The following is a 17,005-nucleotide window of genomic DNA, read 5'->3' on the forward strand; positions in this document are numbered from 1 at the left end:
ACGGCTCGAGCCTCCTCGGCCGAAAAGCGTGGCCTGCGGGGTCTCGAGACGCGTGCTGTTCCCGCAGGCGTCACCACCGACGCTCCTCAACTGACACCAACTTAGCGGTTTGTTGAAACAAAAAAAGCACGCAAACTCCTTATTTGTTATCCTTGTTTTATACCACCAAAACAAAGCAAAGGAGCTGCGTGCATATGCATCATAACATGACCTTACCAGGATTGGAAAGCTTTCACGTCATTGAAACGCGAGACGAAAATGGCTATTATCACATCTATGTCGAACGTCCGCGTGAGGTGATTGCGTGTCCTGCATGCCAAACATCGACTCAAAAGGTTCATGATTATCGCTGGCAAAAAATTAAACACAATCGAGTATTCAATCGCCCTACGATGATTTGGTATCGCAAACGGCGCTATCAATGTCACCATATTACTTGCCGGAAACGATTTGATGAAACGAATGATCTTGTCGATCGTTATCAGCGCCAATCACAAGAGTTTAATCAAGCTATAGGGCTTGAAACGATTCATGGTAAAACGTTCAAAGATACAGCCCAACGATTCGGCGTTTCACCAACAACGGTGATGAGACGCTTTGATACGATTAGTGAATCCCTTCTAAAGGAAACGCAACAACTTCCTTCCATCATTGCGATTGATGATTTTAAGGGGGATACAGATGGCGAACGCTTTCAAACCATCATCACAGATCCATCAAACGAGAGCCGATTGATATCTTAAAAGATCGTAAGAAATCCACGGTCTACCATTATCTCAAAGACCACGCAGATACCGTCGATGTCGTCGTCATGGATATGAGTCCATCCTATAAGGCCGCTGTGGATCAGGCATTAAACCAACCGGTTATTGTGGCGGATCGCTTTCATTTTGTTCGTTATATGTATTGGGCCTTGGATCGCGTTAGAAGGCGTGTTCAGCACGAATTCGATGACTATGATCGTAATAAGTGCAAAAACATGCGTCATGTTTTCATGAAACGACGTAGCACGTTAAGTACTAAACAAGATTGGTATCTTCATCACTATTGTGATAAATCGGATGTATTGACCAGTGCTTATTTACTGAAAGAATGGTTTTGCGATTGGTTTGACAACGCTAAACGTTTAGGATCTGAAGCCTTAAGTACCATTAAAACGGACTTATATGATTTTTACGATACCGTAAGAGCATCAGCGATACCCGAGTTCGAGAAGGCGATTGAAACGCTTCAGAATTGGCAAAAAGAAATCATGAACAGCTTTAGTTATAACTTACACAATGGTTACATTGAAGGGATTAATAATCAGACGAAAGTGATTAAGCGCCAAGCGTTTGGTTTTCGGCGGTTTGATCGCCTGCGACGAAAAGTGTTATTGCATCATAAATATAAGAATATACAAGGCCAAATGGCATAACTAAGGAGTGCTCTTAAGAGAGCACCCCAACATTTGACTTAGAACCTTTCTTTTATACTTTCAATGGTTAATCTTCAATCACTAACGCTTTCTCAAAGCGGTGAATGTCTTTATCTGCACCAATGACAATTATAATGTCTCCTTGCTCAATCACATCATTTGCCATTGGAGAAACGTTTATCTCTTTGCCTCGTTTAATAGCTACAACGTTACAACCGAAACGGGCACGAATGTCTAAATCAATTAATGTATTACCATCCATCTTCTCTCCTGCTTTTACTTCAACAACGCTATGTTCATCAGATAACTCCAAATAGTCTAGGATATTACTTGAAATTATGCTATGCGCAATTCGTTTTCCCATATCTCGTTCTGGGTGTACTACCTCATCGGCACCTATTTTATTTAACACTTTTTCATGGTAATCATTTTGTGCTTTGACTGTAATTGTCTCAATTCCTAACTCTTTAACAATTAAAGTTGTTAGTATACTAGCGTGCACATTATCGCCAATAGCGACAATTACATGATCTATATTGCGAAACCCAAGGTCTTTTAAAGCAATTTCATCTGTTGAATCGGCAATGACAGCATGAGAGGCTACTTCTTTAAATTCATTAACCTTCTCTTCATCATTGTCGATTGCTAATACTTCCATTCCTTCACGGCTTAGCTCTTTACAAATGCTTCCACCAAATCGTCCTAGTCCAATGACTGCATATAAGCGCTTTCTCAATCTGCCTTCACCCCTCCTAAATTGCTTTATCTGCAAATAGTCTACCATATTATAACTCATTTGTGACCATTAACGATAAATAGTATACAAAAAGTTAGCTGGCACCTGCCAGCTAACTTTTTAATTATAGATCATCTAACATTTGAAACTGTGATTTAACAAGACCATAATACTCACCTTGTTTTTCCATTAGTTCATCATGACTACCTTGTTCTAAGATCTTACCATGTTCTAGAACAATAATGTTATCTGAATCGCGAATAGTTGATAAGCGATGTGCAATTATAATCGATGTCCGCCCTTTTAATAACCTCTTTAACGCTTTTTGGATTTTAACTTCAGTTTCTGTGTCAATACTGGCAGTAGCTTCATCTAAAATGATAATTCGTGGGTCTGCCAGTAAAGCACGCGCAAAAGATAATAATTGACGTTCACCAGCCGATAAAATATTACCTCTCTCTTCTACTTCTGTTTCATAATTATCTGCTAATCGACTAATAAACTCATCAGCACCAACGACTTTAGCCGCTTCAATCACTTCATCATCAGATGCATCTGGTCTGCCGAAGCGTATGTTTTCCATAATCGTTCCTGAAAAGATAAAAGTATCTTGTAAGACGACACTAATTCTTTGTCTTAAATCATCTAGTTTCACATCTCTTAAATCATGGCCATCTATCTTAATCGCGCCCTTTGTTACATCATAGAAACGGTTAATTAAGTTAGCGATCGTTGTCTTACCTGAACCTGTGTGACCAACTAAAGCTACAGATTGACCTGGTTTCATCTCAAGTGAAATTTCGTGTAAGGCAATACGTTTTTCATCATAAGCGAATTGTACTTTGTCGAATTCAATATGCCCTTCAATATCATCTAAAGCCTTAGCATCTTCTTTTTCTTTTACATTCGGCTCTTCATCTAGAAATTCAAAAATACGCTCTGATGCTGACATCGCCATTAATAATTGGTTATACATTTGGCCAAGTCTTGAGATCGGCTCCCAGAACATATTCATAAATAACGCAAATGTGATAAAAACACCAACTGTCACATTACCAGTAATAATTAAAAACGAACCAAATGCTAATAAAATCGCAACTCCAAACGCGTTACTCATTTCAACAAACGGTCTAAACATCGCACTCTTTTTCGTCGCTGTTTTCCAATTAGAGTAATTATCAGTATTAACACCGTCAAAAAACTCTGTGTTTTCCTTCTCTTGAGCAAAAGATTGCGTAATACGAATTCCTTGTATACTTTCGTTTAAGTGTGAGTTCAAACGGGACTGTTGAATTCTTACTTGCTGCCAAGAACGGCGAATATTTTTACGTAAACGAGTTGAAATATAAAACATAATTGGAATGATCACAATAACGGCCGCAGCTAATTCAGGACTCAATACAAATAATATAATGATAATACTTACTAGCGTAATAACGTCCATGATCAAGTTGATAATCCCGTTAGTGAACAATTCTTGTAATGAGTTTATATCATTCATAATTCTTACGATGATACTTCCGGCTGAACGATTATCAAAAAATCGATTCGAAAGTCTTTGAACATGCGAGAACAAATGCTTACGTAAGTCATATATAACATTCTGTCCAAGTAGGTTAACGTATTTAATCCTAACCATGTTGCCGATATAACTCAAACCATACAATATTGCAATACCTACAATAAGTTGCATCAGTAAATTAGCGTCATTATTTTCAATAGCAACATCAAAAGCAACTGTACCAACTAAGATCGGAACAACTATTCTAACAGCTGTTGATACTAACATCGCGATAATAGCAATAGGTAAAATCGTTTTAGCATATGGTTTTAAATACTCTAATAAACGCACGAGCTGTTTCCAGTTAAACGGCTTATCAACAGCAACATCTTGTGTGTAGTGAAATCGTTTTAAATGAGGGCTTTCTTTCCTCGTCTCAGTAGCCATTCTCATCCCCTCCTTTTATACATGTTGTTTTCCTAATATTGCTTCTCTGTCTTGATATTGAATGTCATAAATGCGCTGATATGGTCCATTGTTTTGTAGTAAGAAATCGTGCTTACCACGTTCAACTATTTCACCGTCTTCTAATACTAGAATTTCATCTGCATGTTTTAGTGATGAAATACGATGAGCAATAATAAACGTTGTACGATCGTGCATGACTTCTTTTAAAGCGGCCTGAATTTTAAATTCTGTTTGCATATCAACTGCTGATGTTGCATCATCCAACACTAGAATACTTGGATCAATCAATAAAGCACGAGCAATAGATATTCTTTGTTTTTGTCCGCCAGATAAGCCCATACCACGCTCACCTAATAGCGTGTCATATCCATTTGGCATTTCGGTAATGAAATCATGTGCCTGCGCTCGTTTAGCAGCATCAATAATGTCATCCATAGTCGCTTCTGGGTTACCGTAAGCGATATTTTCTTTAATTGTCGTTGAAAATAAGAATGGCTCTTGAAGAACGAAGCCAATATGTTTACGCAAGTCTTTCAATGAAAAATCGGATGTCGGTCTACCATCGATCAGTACTTCACCTTGTTCTGGTTCATAAAATCGTGTCATTAACTGCGTAATGCTTGATTTACCAGACCCTGTCGCACCAATAAGTCCAACCACTTTCCCAGATGGAGCATCAAACGAAATATTTTTCAAAGCTTCATCGTCATCCTCTACATAAGTTAATGTCACATGATTAAAAGTGACATGGCCTTTAATATTTTCACCTTTTGGCTTTATTGAGTCATCTAATTCTAAATCAGACTCAAGAACTTCTAATAAACGTTCTCCTGACGCTTTTGCTTGTGAGAACATATTTACGACGAATCCAAAGTTCATCAGTGGACCTAAGAACATCCAAACTAAGGAAAAGAAAGCAGCTAACTCACCAGGTTGTAAACTACCCTGCATAACGAGAAAACCACCGTAAGCTAATAAAGCTACGACAGATACGTTACCGACAAACTCCATAAACGGCATATATTTTGACCAAATCTTAGCAGTTTTTAAGTAATGATCGCGGTAATTTTCTCCTTTTTCTTCATACCTTCCAATTTCAAAGTCTTCACGTGACAATGACTTAACAGTGTTCATCCCTGAAACATTCTCTTGCACACGTGTATTCATTCGACCGAACGAACGGCGTATCCCTAAAAATGCAGGGTGAACACGTTTATCAAACATATAAACTGATACGGCTAAAAACGGCATAGCCGCCATTGTGACAAGTGCAAGTGGTACAGAATAGTAGAACATAACTAATAAGCTAACTGTCACCATTGAGAAGATCCGTAACATCTCTGCAAAACCAAATGATAAGAAGAAACGAAAGCCTTCTACATCAGCTGTTAAACGAGACATTAAATCACCTGTTTTAGCGTTATCATAGTATTTAAAGGATAGACGTTGTAGTTTTTTATACAAGTCGTCTCGTACATTATAAACCGTTGAAATACCGAATAAGTCGCCTAAATACTGTTGAGTATATACCGTTAAAGCTTTGATCCCCATTAACACTATAAATGCTATTACGATCATAGGTATTAATTCAAAGTTTCCAGGATAAATAACTTCATCAATCGTCAACTGAAGCACAACCGGATATGCAGCGGTAATTACCGTTACAAATATCATCGAAATTAACGAAAGTATTAAAAACCGTCGATAAGGCCAATAATACTTTTTTAGTTTTTTTAATATGTCCAAGCCTTCTCCCTCACTTTCTGTTTAATCAAAAATGGTGCTTTTATAAATATATCGGGATACGAAATAAATTTCCACCCTTTTGCTTAAATTTTTCGAAAAAAATTTATTTTATAACTATTTTATCATTTTTCGAATAGAACAGCGCAGATCAAACTCAAAATATCCTAAACAAAATGATTAATCGTTATTGACTGTAAAATCGATAGGTCACGTAAACCTACAGATGAACGAAAGACCTATTAATAGGGTGAGCCAAGGAATTCGATTAACAATTCTAGTTAATGAACCAATAGACTGAATAAATTTCAGTCCCAAGTCTAACGTTCTCTTTTGATGACTGTGTTAATATCAATGAGTATGAACAAGGAGGGAAATCAAATGAAAGACACCAACACCACATTCGCTGTTGAGGCGAATAATATGGTAAAAGAGTTTGGAAAAGAACGTGCCGTTGACGGGATCAGCCTTAGAGTGCCTAAAGGGATCGTCTATGGATTTCTCGGTCCAAATGGCGCAGGTAAAACGACCATGATTCGTATGTTAGCAACACTGTTAAAACCAAATGAAGGGCATGCAAAAGTGATGGGGTATGACCTCGATCAAGAAGCCAATTTTGTCAGACAGTCCATTAGTTTAACAGGACAGTTCGCTTCTGTTGATGAAGAACTGTCTGGAAAAGAAAATTTAATCTTCATTGGTCGACTTGTTGGTTATTCAAAGAAAGAAGCAAAGATTCGGGCAAAGGATCTATTAGCAGCATTTAAACTAGAAGATGCCGCTAAACGCCAAGTGAAAAAGTATTCAGGTGGAATGAGACGCCGACTTGACATAGCCGCTAGTATCGTCACTTCCCCAGAACTACTATTTTTAGATGAACCAACAACAGGACTTGACCCAAGAAGTCGAAATGAAGTATGGGATATTGTACGTACTCTCGTTAAGAACGGTACGACGGTCTTTTTAACGACTCAATATTTAGAAGAAGCCGATCAATTAGCAGATTTGATTGGGGTTATTGACCAAGGGAAATTAATTGCAGAAGGAACAAGCAAGGAATTAAAAGCTTCGATTGGTGCAGGTAGTTTAGCTATTCATTTCGATGATGAAAAAGAGCTCGAAAAAGCAGTTAGCATATTTAAAGAACAATTTAACCAAACAGCTACAATAAAAGAAGAGGACATTTCATTAACTGTTACGATTACTGAACACGCAAAGGCTGCAAGAGCGTTAGGTGAATTAGCGAATGCTAACGTTCAAATTAAAGACTTTTCAATGAGTCAACCGAGCCTAGATGAAGTTTTCCTAACATTAACCGGTAAAACTTCAGACCAAGAGCAAGCACAAATAGAAGAGGAGGTGGCTACATGAAAAACCAATCATCATTAGAAAATGCCATTAGTCATACCGATCGACCTAAAAAACCAAGTGCTATCAGTGCTTCTGCTACATTTGCTTGGCGTTCTTTACTTCGGATCCGCTATGTGCCAGAACAGCTCTTTGATGTGACGATTTTTCCGATTATATTTTTATTAATGTTCACCTACTTATTTGGCGGTGCGATCTCAGGTTCGACAGGTGAATACTTAGATTACGTATTGCCAGGCATCCTCGTTATGACCGTTGCTATGATTACGATGTACACTGGACTTGATTTAAACAAAGATATTGAAAAGGGTGTGTTTGACCGCTTTCGGACATTACCGATATGGCAGCCTTCCGTTTTAGTCGGGGCATTGTTTGTTGATTTAGTACGTTATACACTTGCATCAACCATCATGATTACACTTGGCTACATTTTAGGCTTTAGAGCTGAAGATGGATTAAGTGGTCTCATATTTGCCGTTAGTTTACTACTATTGTTCGCATTTAGCTTATCGTGGGTGTGGACGATGTTAGGTATTATTGTCCGATCAGAAAAAGCATTGATGGCAATTAGTATGATGATCCTGTTTCCATTAACATTTCTAAGTAGTGTGTTCGTCGATCCATCAACCATGCCAAATTGGCTTCAGTATTTCGTCGATATTAACCCTATTACCTTCGTAGTTGATGCTGTTCGTGGACTTATTCATGGAACCGCTACAACAAGCGACATTATGATCATCCTATATATATCGATTGGCCTAATTCTTCTATTCGGAACCTTAACCATGTACTTCTTCCGAAACAAAAATTAACAAAGGTTTGAGACAAAAGATATACTTATGATGCCATTCGGCGCATTCATCAAAGCGCCTTAAACCAACGCTCTGTTAAAGTCCGTTGTTGTTATTGTGATTCGCTTTCGGTGGACGCTTTCACCCGCAGGGCGGCCGCCATCCAAAACCTCACTCTGAATTGTGTCTCTACCCCAACAAATATTGTAGAGCCAAAATAAAACCCGAACGAAATTATATTTTCGTTCGGGTTTTGTGTATTAATGCTTAGTTTTGTCAACCTCTTATACATTTTATTAAGTATATGATGTTATAAAGTCTATAAAGCTAAAACAGCTTTAAACTATTTACCTAAAACACGGTTAACACGTTTCGTTAACATTTTCATGCCGCTTCCACCAGCTTGAAAGTGACGTAGGTTACCCTCAGCATCAAATACATAATAGGCAGGGACATATTCATTCTCAAATGCGTCAGTTAATTTGTGTTCATTGTCAACGAAAATAGACTGAGTAATACCATGCTCTTCTGCTACTTCTTTAATTTGTTCAAGGTCTAAGTCCTTCTCAGAACGTGGCATATGAACAGCGATTACATTTAATTCATCCGCATAATCATCTCTGAATTGATTAATCTGTGGCATCGCTTCTTTACACATGCCGCAACTGACTGACCAGAAATGAATTAACGTTGGTTTATCGCCAACTAAGTCTTCTCGTGAAACTTCACCGTTAAGCCATTCTGTTGCGCCTGTAATTTCAGGCATTGGTGTACGTAATTTCATGTTTAATCCTCCTGAATCGTTCCTTATAATGAAAAAGGCCTAACACTAAAACGAATGTTAGACCCTTTTTATTTCACTACCCTTAACTTATAGAGTCTTTTGTCCTGGCTTCCAGTTTGCTGGGCAAAGACCGCCAGTTTGTAGTGCTTGTAATACACGTAGAGTTTCGTCTACATCACGACCAATGTCGTTATGAAATACTGTAGCATACTTTAATTCGCCTTCAGGGTCAATGATAAATAGGCCACGTAAAGCGATACCTTCTTCTTCAATTAATACACCATAGTCTTTAGATACTTGATGGTTCGTATCTGCTGCTAATGGGTATTTTAATTGTTCAAGACCGTTATCTTCACGGCTCGTGTTAATCCAAGCTAAATGCGTGTGGATTGTATCAGTTGAAACACCGATTACTTCTGCATCTAAGTCTTCAAACTCATCATAACGATCAGACATCGCTGTAATTTCCGTCGGGCATACGAAAGTGAAGTCCATTGGATAATAGAATAGGACTGTCCACTTATCTTCTTTCATATTCTCTTCAAGAGATACTTTGCCAAACTCTTTGTCTGCCATTACTGCATCCATTTCAAAGCGTGGTGCTTGTTTACCTACCATACGTTCTGCCATGATCAATACCTCCATTAATATGTATTTATTGTTTAGAACAAATATAAATTATAACAAATCTATACCATTCGTCAAGAATATATATTTGACACATACTTATCTATCAGTTTCATTGTTACCTATTTACCATTTTTTAAACATATGATTAGATAGGTTAAGAATGTGGTATATACTTAAAGAAGTAATAAAAAAGAAAGGGTTTTTAAACTATGGACTTTATTAACTTTGAAGCTATGATCGATTCATTACTTACAATAGGTGGACAACTTTTATTACTCATCATTGTCTACTTAATTGTTGCCCCACTTGGTAAAAGGTTAGTTGCTTCAAGCATTCAACAAGTAGCCAAAAGGCAAAAATTAAGTGAAGGACGCTCCAAAACGTTAGAGAACCTCTCATTGAATGTGTTTACATACGTTTTACTGTTTTTCTTTATCGTGACTTTCTTAGGCATTTTAGGTATTCCGCTTGGCCCGATATTAGCTGGTGCTGGTGTTGTCGGTTTAGCGATCGGCTTTGGTGCTCAAGGGTTAGTGAGCGATGTTGTAACAGGATTCTTTATTTTAATCGAAAAACAAATTGATGTAGATGATTATGTCACAGCCGGTGGTCATGATGGAGTTGTTGAGGAATTAGGGTTAAGAACGACTAAATTACGCGGCTTTGACGGGACTTTACACTATATCCCAAACCGTAACATCCAAGTCGTAAACAATCATACCCGCGGAAATATGCGTGCATTAGTTGATATGAGTATTGGATATGGAGAAAATATCGACGAAGCTATTCGTGTTCTTCAAAATGTATGTGACCAATTTACCAGTGATGAACGACTAAAAGAAGGACCTGATGTTGTTGGTGTACAGAGCTTTGGCTCATCTGATATTGTCCTACGCGTAATTGCCCAAACTGAAAAAATGGAACAATGGGCTGTTGAACGCGACTTACGTAAAGCCATGAGAGAGGCGTTAGATGAAGAAGGTATAGAAATTTCATTACCTCATCGCGTTGTTTTAAATAAAGATGAATAACAAGAAGTATTGAGCTCATGTTTATTAGCATGAGCTCTTATTTTATGTGAATATTATAGTCAAGAGGTGATTTAAAATGAAGTATGTCATTATAGGTGGGGATGCTTCTGGGATGAGTGCAGCTATGCAAATAACACGTGGAAGTGAAGATTCAAACGAGATTATTACATTAGAACGCGGTCAATATTATTCTTATGGGCAATGTGGCCTTCCTTATGTCATTAGTGGTCAAGTGGAATCTACTGAGGATGTGATTGCTCGTCCTGTTGAGGTTTTCCGTGAGAAATATGGCATTGATGCTCGTATTCATCACAACGTTACAGAGATAGATGAAAAAAAACAGATGGTAAAAGGTATTGAAACGATTTCTGGTAAGCCTTTTCAAATAGAGTATGACAAGCTTTTAATCGCAACTGGCGTTAGTCCTGTCCAACCAGATTGGGAAGGTATTAAATTAGACGGCATTTTATCAATGAAGGACATTCCTGATACTAAAGAGATTCTAAACTATATTGACCACCACCAACCTGAAACAGTTACGATCGCTGGCGGTGGTTTCATCGGCTTAGAATTAGCAGAAAACTTTAAAGAGATTGGGAAAAACGTCCGTATCATCCAACGGAGTAACCAGTTAATGAATCCAATTGATTATGATATGGCTGAACTAATTCATAAGGAGGCTGAAGAAAAAGGCGTAGAGCTTATCTTTGAAGAATCAGTTCAATCATTTAGCGGAGATCACCACGTTAATGCCGTTGTTACTGATCAAAACAAATATCCTACTGACATGGTCTTAATTAATGTAGGGGTTAAACCAAATACAGAGCTAGTATCAAGAGCTGATTTTCATCTTGGATCAAAAGGTGAAATGATTGTTAATTCATATATGGAAACAAACATACCAAATATTTATGCCGCTGGGGATTGCGCCAGTCATTACAATAGAGTTAAACAACTAAATGACTTTGTCCCACTTGGTACTACAGCAAATAAACAAGGTATGATTGCTGGTATGAATATGGTTGGACAGCATAGAGCATTTCAAGGAATTGTTGGAACGTCCATCTTAAAGTTTTTGGATTTAGATATAGGAAGAACAGGATTATCAGAGAAAGAAACTAAACAATTAAACATTCCATATGACACCGTTAAAGTCGAAACGAACGCGATTGCCGGCTATTATAAAAAAGGTCAAAAAATTACGGTTAAAATTGTGTATGAAAAACAATCTAAACGATTATTAGGAGGACAAGTAATTGGCGTTAAGGGCGTTGATAAACGAATTGACGTCTTAGCTACAGCTTTATATCATAACATGACAACTGAACAGCTACTTAACTTAGACTTATCTTATGCCCCACCCTACAACGGCGTGTGGGACCCTATTCAACAAGCTGCAAGAAAAACACTATAATAACCCTATCTATAAGCTTCCAAATAATTGGGGGCTTTTTGGTGCAGGATCATCGTTTAAAGATACAGAGTTTTACAAAAGTCTTTAAATTGTGAAAAGATATGACATCCTCTTCAACTATACTGGAACTTTTTCCGATATAATAAAACAATAGAAGCAAGACTTTTAATCTAGGGGGGCGTTTATATTGGGGAATAAAAAATTCCGCTTCAGTTTACGTTTAAAGCTTGTGATCTTTACAACAATCTTAGCCACTATTACTTAATCAACGAGTGGATTTTTCATTTGCGTACTTAATGATTATTTAAGTCATTATATTAATTTATCTGAAGTAGTCTTTACCTTAACAACACTAACATTAGGAGTGATTTGGTCAGGTATTTTAGCGTATTTCGCCGCTAGAGTAATTACTAAGCCGTTGAACAAGCTCGAGGAAGTAGCTGCGGAAGCTTCAAAAGGCAACATCGCTTGAGTAAATTTGTTTGTTCTGCTATGTCACCAACTAGTGAAATAATTTGCTCAACTTTATTAGCATTGTCTACTAATCTGTTAAATGACTCTAAAGAGGATTCTTGTTGAGAAGCGAGTTTGTGTATGCCATCAATTAATGACTGCGTAGGGTTTCCACTAGCCGTTTCTAGCATTCGAGGCATCGCGTGAGGCGGCGACTCCTGCGGGAACAGCGCGAGCCGAAGATCCACTTTGGCAAATGCTTTTCTTGCCAAAGTTAGCTGAGGCCGTGCCCGCGGAAAGCGTCCGCCGGTAAGCGATGCCTCGAATGCCTCCACCCAAACTTGTCAGAATTTTATCCAAACCCCAATATATATTAGAGCCTTTTAAAAAAAGGGTGGCACACTTTACGTCACCTCTTTTCCTAAAATATATCAGCGGTCGTATATACACCAGCACTAGAGAGCTTTTATCAGGCTCACCCACTACTAACTCCTCATCATTTTAGTCACAGCTTCAATTCCTACTTCAATTGCGTCTTCTTTTGGGTTAAGTTTGCTATTGTGAAGCCCGTGTGGTGAATTAACCCCTAACCAAAACATAAAGCCTGGTAATTCCTTTAGCATATAACCGAAGTCTTCTCCTGTCATTGCTTCTTCTGCTTCAATAAACTGAATGCTAGAATTAGTTACTGCTTCTTTAAATTGTTCGACATATATTCCGTTATTATAAACCATATAGTAATTAGCCCCATAGTCAACACGCGTCCTACAGTCATAACGCTCTTCAATGCCCCTAAGGATTCGCTCTATTGATTCTTTAATCTGTGGCATCGTTTTAGCTTTTGTTGTACGAATCGTTCCTTCAACGCGTGCTGATTCAGGGATAATGTTTTGAACTGTCCCTGCTTCCATCTTCCCTAACGTTACAACTGCATTTTCTAAAGGATTAACCATACGTCCGACGACTTGTTGTAGCTGCACGTTAAAGGTACTTGCTGCCATCATCATGTCTTTCGTTTCATGAGGATACGCAGCATGGCCACCTTTACCATGAAAATCAATAAATAATTCACTCGTATTCGCAAAAAGCAGCCCCTCTTTAGACGCAACAGTTCCCACTGGCCTGTTTGGGTCAACGTGCAAAGCAAAAATATAATCGATCTCATACTGTTTCATTTCGTCACTTTCAAGCATTGGTAAAGCCCCACCAGGTCCTTCTTCGGCTGGTTGGAATATAAATAATGCGTTATGTTCAATTCGTTCATGGACTATTTGCGTTAAAGAACCTAGTGCGATCGTCATATGAAAGTCATGTCCACACGCATGCATGCGTCCATCATGTTGCGAGATAAAATCTAGGTCTGTTTGTTCTGTAATTGGTAAGCCATCGATATCTGCGCGGTAAGCTACCGTTTTCTCCCCTACTACTCCCTTAACATAAACAAAAATCCCTGTCTTCCAAGTTGTCACTGCCATATGTTCTTGTGGAAGTGTATTAAGATAATCGAGTAAGTACTGTTGTGTTTTATATTCCTGAAAGCCTAACTCTGGAATTTGGTGAAGATCACGTCTTATTTTAATCCAATTAGTCTTTGTCATCATTCTTCCGACCTTTCCTTATGTATATCAAAAAAGCGGAAATCACAAAAGTGACTCCCGCTTTTAATTATGAATGATGACCTTTTAGTTGTCTAGCTTACGTAGTTCTTGTTTGATCTCTGTTTTATTACGTGTTTGTTCATCAATTTCTTTAATTTTCTTAGCTGGTGTACCAGCAACAACTGTGTTTGGTGCAACATCTTCTGTAACGATTGAACCAGCTGCAACTACTGCCCCTTCTCCAACTGTTACACCTTCTAAAATTACAGCGTTAGCACCAACAACTGCACCATCTTCTACAATTACTGGCTTAGCAGATGGTGGCTCAATCACACCTGCTAGAACAGAACCAGCACCAATGTGGCAATTTTTACCAACTGTTGCACGTCCACCTAGGACAACGTTCATATCGATCATCGTACCTTCACCGACAACTGCACCAATATTAATAGCTGCACCAAGCATAATAACTGCACCGTCTCCAATTTCAACTTGGTCACGAATAATTGCACCTGGTTCAATTCGTGCGTTAATATTTTTCATATCCAACGTTGGGATCGCAGAATTACGACGGTCATTTTCAATCACATAATCTTTAATAGCTGATTCATGCTTAGCTAATTCTTCTTTCACAACGCTCCACTCACCAAAGATTACACCAGAATTGCCTGTAATAAATGCTTGCACATCTTCATGAAAGTCAACATTATCTAAATCACCTTTAACGTAAACTTTCACTGGTGTTGATTTCTTTGCGTTTGAAATAAAATTAATAATCTCGTTTGCATCCATTTGGTTCATCGTACAATCCTCCATCATAAGTTCTTTTTACTATTTTAATTTATCAAAGGTCCCATATTTGTTACAAGTGAAAGATTCCTTTAAATTAAATTAAGTTTTTATGCTTTATTTTGTGAACGATAAAATTCATTACGGTATTGCTTCAATAACTGTCTTCTTGTGACGATTCCTTGCATTTGTTGGTCTTCATCTACTACACAAACAAAGTTGTAATCAATTAATTCGTGTAAGGCTTGCTCCATTGTGTCATGAACTAATAAAGTAGGAACTTCATGGTCCATACAATCACCAACTGTATTTTCTTCTAATTTTTCAACTTCAATCTTTTCAACACCAAACATAGCTTCTAGAATATTTGATTTGCTAATAATGCCTTCAAACTTCCCATGAAAATCTAGTACGGGTACGGCGTTATAACCTGTTTTAGTCAAAACTAATAGTGCGTGTTCTAGTGGGTTTTTGTTTTGAACGTGTGCGACCTTTTCAGCATCAATCATCATTTCTTTTACAAGAGTTGTGGTTAAATCAAACTCTTTAGCTTCTAGCATGTTTGTCCTCCTCATTAAACGAAACAGTTAAAATTTGTCTCGTTTCCGATAATGATTTTAACACAAATCAAGAAAAATGGGTATTGTTTCGCTAAGTTGAAAAATGAGCTATACTAGATCAATAGAAATGAGGTGGTGTTTGATGCCATATGAATACTCAAGAAAAGAAGAAACTGTCAATGCTCTAACTCATGGGCTTGGGGCTTTTTTAAGTGTTCTTGGGCTTGTTGTATTAATTGTATTTGCTTCACTAAATGGTAGCCCTTGGCAAGTTGTTTCTGTATCGATTTATGGAACGACGATGTTATTAATGTATTTATCTTCAACTATTGTACATAGTTTAAAGTCAGGTAAAGCGAAGGATATCTTTTTATTTATTGATCACTCTTCCATTTACCTGTTTATCGCGGGGACATATACTCCTATATTACTCGTACTGTTACGCGGACCTATTGGTTGGACCCTTTTAGGCGTTGTTTGGGGTGTTGCCATTTTAGGGATTGTGTTTAAAGTGTTTTTTGTTAATAGATTTATGGTTGTATCAACGTTAATTTATATCTTCCTCGGTTGGTTTATTGTATTTGCGTGGCGCCCGCTCTCAGCTGAGATGGATTTAATGGGCTTAATTTATTTAATTATTGGCGGAGTTTTATATTCTGTTGGTAGTATTTTTTATATGTGGCGAGGGTTCCCATATCATCACGCTGTCTGGCATATGTTTGTCATTGCCGGTAGCGCGTTTCACTTCTTTGCGATTTTGTTTTATGTAGTGTTGGCTTAATTTAACCGGTGAGGCTTTCTCACCGGTTTTTTAGCTTAATTAAAAAGGATACTGATTTAGTGACTGTCCACCATCTAGCGTAATCACTTCACCGTTCATGTATTTTGCTTTATCTGACAGCATGAAAAAGGCTAGCTCTCCAATTTCCTCTGGCTCACCTAATCGCTCTAAAGGCACTGACTTAATCGTACGTTTTGCTGCTTCTTCAGATTCCCAAAGTTTATCAGCTCCACCCGTACGATCAATTGGACCTGGTGCAATCGCGTTAGCTCGAATACCGTAACGTCTTCCCCATTCAACTGCTAACGTTCTTGTCATTGCTAAAACACCAGCTTTAGCAGAAGCTGAATGAATCACACCAGGACCTGCATCCCATGCGTAAGTTGCAACCATGTTTAAAATTGTTCCTTTAATACCTTTCTCAATCCAATAGTTCCCAACTGCCTGACTACAATAATAAGTCCCATTTAATACAATATCAATCACTGTATTCCATCCATTTGGTGATAGCTTTTCAGCTGGCGTAATAAAATTACCCGCAGCGTTGTTAACTAAGTGGTCAATTTGTCCAAAATGCTCTGTCACATCTTGAACCATCCTTTCCACATCTTCTAAATGACGAACATCCATAACCACTGTATGTACATCACCTGTTGCATCTTTTAAGATCTCCTTTTTAGCTTCTTTTAACTTATCTTCATTACGTCCCGTAATGGCAACACGTGCCCCTTCTTGAGCAAACTTTTTCGCCATATATTTCCCCATACCATTCGAACCGCCTGTTACAATGACTACTTCATTTTTCACTTAAACCTCTCCTCCATCGTCGATAATTAATCAAAACGTGTTAAAATGAATGAATATTCATTCTCTTTTATTGTAACGAACTACACTTCCCTTTTCAAAATTTTAAGACTAAAATTAACAATTTCATTAAGGTA

14 protein-coding genes and 2 pseudogenes are annotated in these 17,005 nt (G+C 37.9%); 6 read left to right on the forward strand and 10 right to left on the reverse strand.

The window, feature by feature from the left end; translation table 11 throughout:
- The first annotated feature begins 188 nt into the window (after positions 1–188).
- A pseudogene (locus ABDZ63_RS02350) lies at positions 189–1,417 on the forward strand (ISL3 family transposase).
- Between the two features lie 67 nt (positions 1,418–1,484).
- Here the strand turns inward: ABDZ63_RS02350 and ABDZ63_RS02355 are convergent.
- The 3 genes from ABDZ63_RS02355 to ABDZ63_RS02365 form a co-directional block, all read right to left on the reverse strand.
- Complete coding sequence (locus tag ABDZ63_RS02355) at positions 1,485–2,153, reverse strand: potassium channel family protein (RefSeq protein ID WP_343781515.1); 669 nt, start codon at positions 2,151–2,153, stop codon at positions 1,485–1,487.
- Positions 2,154–2,277: 124 nt separating this feature from the next.
- Positions 2,278–4,101, reverse strand: a complete 1,824-nt coding sequence (locus ABDZ63_RS02360) for an ABC transporter ATP-binding protein (RefSeq protein ID WP_343781517.1) — start codon at positions 4,099–4,101, stop codon at positions 2,278–2,280.
- Between the two features lie 15 nt (positions 4,102–4,116).
- Complete coding sequence (locus ABDZ63_RS02365) at positions 4,117–5,868, reverse strand: ABC transporter ATP-binding protein (RefSeq protein ID WP_343781519.1); 1,752 nt, start codon at positions 5,866–5,868, stop codon at positions 4,117–4,119.
- Positions 5,869–6,246: 378 nt separating this feature from the next.
- Here ABDZ63_RS02365 and ABDZ63_RS02370 point away from each other — a divergent pair, with 378 nt between their 5' ends.
- A complete protein-coding gene (locus tag ABDZ63_RS02370; protein ID WP_343781520.1) occupies positions 6,247–7,236 on the forward strand; it encodes an ATP-binding cassette domain-containing protein in 990 nt (329 codons plus the stop codon).
- Complete coding sequence (locus ABDZ63_RS02375) at positions 7,233–8,045, forward strand: ABC transporter permease (protein ID WP_343781521.1); 813 nt, start codon at positions 7,233–7,235, stop codon at positions 8,043–8,045. The genes ABDZ63_RS02370 and ABDZ63_RS02375 overlap by 4 nt, the downstream gene beginning before the upstream one ends.
- Positions 8,046–8,367: 322 nt before the next feature.
- On the opposite strand, the gene ABDZ63_RS02380 is transcribed toward ABDZ63_RS02375, so the two are convergent.
- Both ABDZ63_RS02380 and ABDZ63_RS02385 read right to left on the reverse strand, forming a co-directional pair.
- A complete protein-coding gene (locus ABDZ63_RS02380) occupies positions 8,368–8,808 on the reverse strand; it encodes a TlpA family protein disulfide reductase (RefSeq protein ID WP_343781522.1) in 441 nt (146 codons plus the stop codon).
- Between the two features lie 87 nt (positions 8,809–8,895).
- Entirely contained in the window at positions 8,896–9,438 is a 543-nt protein-coding gene (locus ABDZ63_RS02385; protein WP_343781524.1) for a peroxiredoxin, read from the reverse strand.
- A 209-nt stretch (positions 9,439–9,647) separates the two neighbouring features.
- On the opposite strand from ABDZ63_RS02385, the gene ABDZ63_RS02390 reads away from it, so the two are divergent.
- Together ABDZ63_RS02390 and ABDZ63_RS02395 are read left to right on the forward strand one after the other, a co-directional pair.
- The gene (locus ABDZ63_RS02390) at positions 9,648–10,469 is read left to right on the forward strand and encodes a mechanosensitive ion channel family protein (protein WP_343781526.1); all 822 of its coding nucleotides are present in this window, start codon (positions 9,648–9,650) and stop codon (positions 10,467–10,469) included.
- 76 nt (positions 10,470–10,545) lie between these two features.
- Positions 10,546–11,883: an FAD-dependent oxidoreductase gene (locus tag ABDZ63_RS02395; protein WP_343781528.1), complete on the forward strand. Its 1,338-nt coding sequence runs from the start codon at positions 10,546–10,548 to the stop codon at positions 11,881–11,883.
- Positions 11,884–12,353: 470 nt separating this feature from the next.
- On the opposite strand, the pseudogene ABDZ63_RS02400 reads toward ABDZ63_RS02395, so the two are convergent.
- From ABDZ63_RS02400 to cbpB, 4 genes and pseudogenes are all read right to left on the reverse strand, one after another.
- Positions 12,354–12,494 (reverse strand): annotated as a pseudogene (locus ABDZ63_RS02400) (methyl-accepting chemotaxis protein); the annotation flags it as partial.
- Positions 12,495–12,821: 327 nt separating this feature from the next.
- Positions 12,822–13,934: an N-acetyldiaminopimelate deacetylase gene (locus ABDZ63_RS02405; protein ID WP_343781529.1), complete on the reverse strand. Its 1,113-nt coding sequence runs from the start codon at positions 13,932–13,934 to the stop codon at positions 12,822–12,824.
- 84 nt (positions 13,935–14,018) lie between these two features.
- The gene (dapD, locus tag ABDZ63_RS02410) at positions 14,019–14,735 is read right to left on the reverse strand and encodes a 2,3,4,5-tetrahydropyridine-2,6-dicarboxylate N-acetyltransferase (protein WP_343781531.1); all 717 of its coding nucleotides are present in this window, start codon (positions 14,733–14,735) and stop codon (positions 14,019–14,021) included.
- Positions 14,736–14,833: 98 nt separating this feature from the next.
- On the reverse strand, positions 14,834–15,283 hold the full coding sequence (cbpB, locus tag ABDZ63_RS02415) for a cyclic-di-AMP-binding protein CbpB (protein WP_343781532.1): 450 nt from the start codon (positions 15,281–15,283) through the stop codon (positions 14,834–14,836).
- Positions 15,284–15,425: 142 nt separating this feature from the next.
- Here cbpB and trhA point away from each other — a divergent pair, with 142 nt between their 5' ends.
- The gene (gene trhA / locus ABDZ63_RS02420; RefSeq protein ID WP_343781533.1) at positions 15,426–16,064 is read left to right on the forward strand and encodes a PAQR family membrane homeostasis protein TrhA; all 639 of its coding nucleotides are present in this window, start codon (positions 15,426–15,428) and stop codon (positions 16,062–16,064) included.
- A gap of 39 nt (positions 16,065–16,103) precedes the next feature.
- Here the strand turns inward: trhA and fadH are convergent, their stop codons facing one another.
- Positions 16,104–16,871 carry a 2,4-dienoyl-CoA reductase gene (fadH, locus tag ABDZ63_RS02425; RefSeq protein ID WP_343781534.1) on the reverse strand — a complete coding sequence of 256 codons (768 nt, stop codon included), beginning with the start codon at positions 16,869–16,871 and terminating at the stop codon, positions 16,104–16,106.
- Positions 16,872–17,005: the final 134 nt, after the last annotated feature.

It is taken from the genome of Alkalibacillus silvisoli, from assembly GCF_039521975.1.
In the GTDB taxonomy this organism is placed as follows: Bacteria; Bacillota; Bacilli; order Bacillales; family Alkalibacillaceae; genus Alkalibacillus; species Alkalibacillus silvisoli.

What these genes read in the sequence shown, in the direction of transcription:
- ABDZ63_RS02390 (WP_343781526.1), top strand. Translation starts at nt 9,648, where the DNA reads ATGGACTTTATTAACTTTGAAGCTATGATCGATTCATTACTTACAATA.
- ABDZ63_RS02375 (WP_343781521.1), top strand. Translation starts at nt 7,233, where the DNA reads ATGAAAAACCAATCATCATTAGAAAATGCCATTAGTCATACCGATCGA.
- ABDZ63_RS02395 (WP_343781528.1), top strand. Translation starts at nt 10,546, where the DNA reads ATGAAGTATGTCATTATAGGTGGGGATGCTTCTGGGATGAGTGCAGCT.
- trhA (WP_343781533.1), top strand. Translation starts at nt 15,426, where the DNA reads ATGCCATATGAATACTCAAGAAAAGAAGAAACTGTCAATGCTCTAACT.
- ABDZ63_RS02380 (WP_343781522.1), bottom strand. Translation starts at nt 8,808, where the DNA reads ATGAAATTACGTACACCAATGCCTGAAATTACAGGCGCAACAGAATGG.
- cbpB (WP_343781532.1), bottom strand. Translation starts at nt 15,283, where the DNA reads ATGCTAGAAGCTAAAGAGTTTGATTTAACCACAACTCTTGTAAAAGAA.
- ABDZ63_RS02405 (WP_343781529.1), bottom strand. Translation starts at nt 13,934, where the DNA reads ATGACAAAGACTAATTGGATTAAAATAAGACGTGATCTTCACCAAATT.
- dapD (WP_343781531.1), bottom strand. Translation starts at nt 14,735, where the DNA reads ATGAACCAAATGGATGCAAACGAGATTATTAATTTTATTTCAAACGCA.
- ABDZ63_RS02360 (WP_343781517.1), bottom strand. Translation starts at nt 4,101, where the DNA reads ATGGCTACTGAGACGAGGAAAGAAAGCCCTCATTTAAAACGATTTCAC.
- ABDZ63_RS02385 (WP_343781524.1), bottom strand. Translation starts at nt 9,438, where the DNA reads ATGGCAGAACGTATGGTAGGTAAACAAGCACCACGCTTTGAAATGGAT.
- ABDZ63_RS02370 (WP_343781520.1), top strand. Translation starts at nt 6,247, where the DNA reads ATGAAAGACACCAACACCACATTCGCTGTTGAGGCGAATAATATGGTA.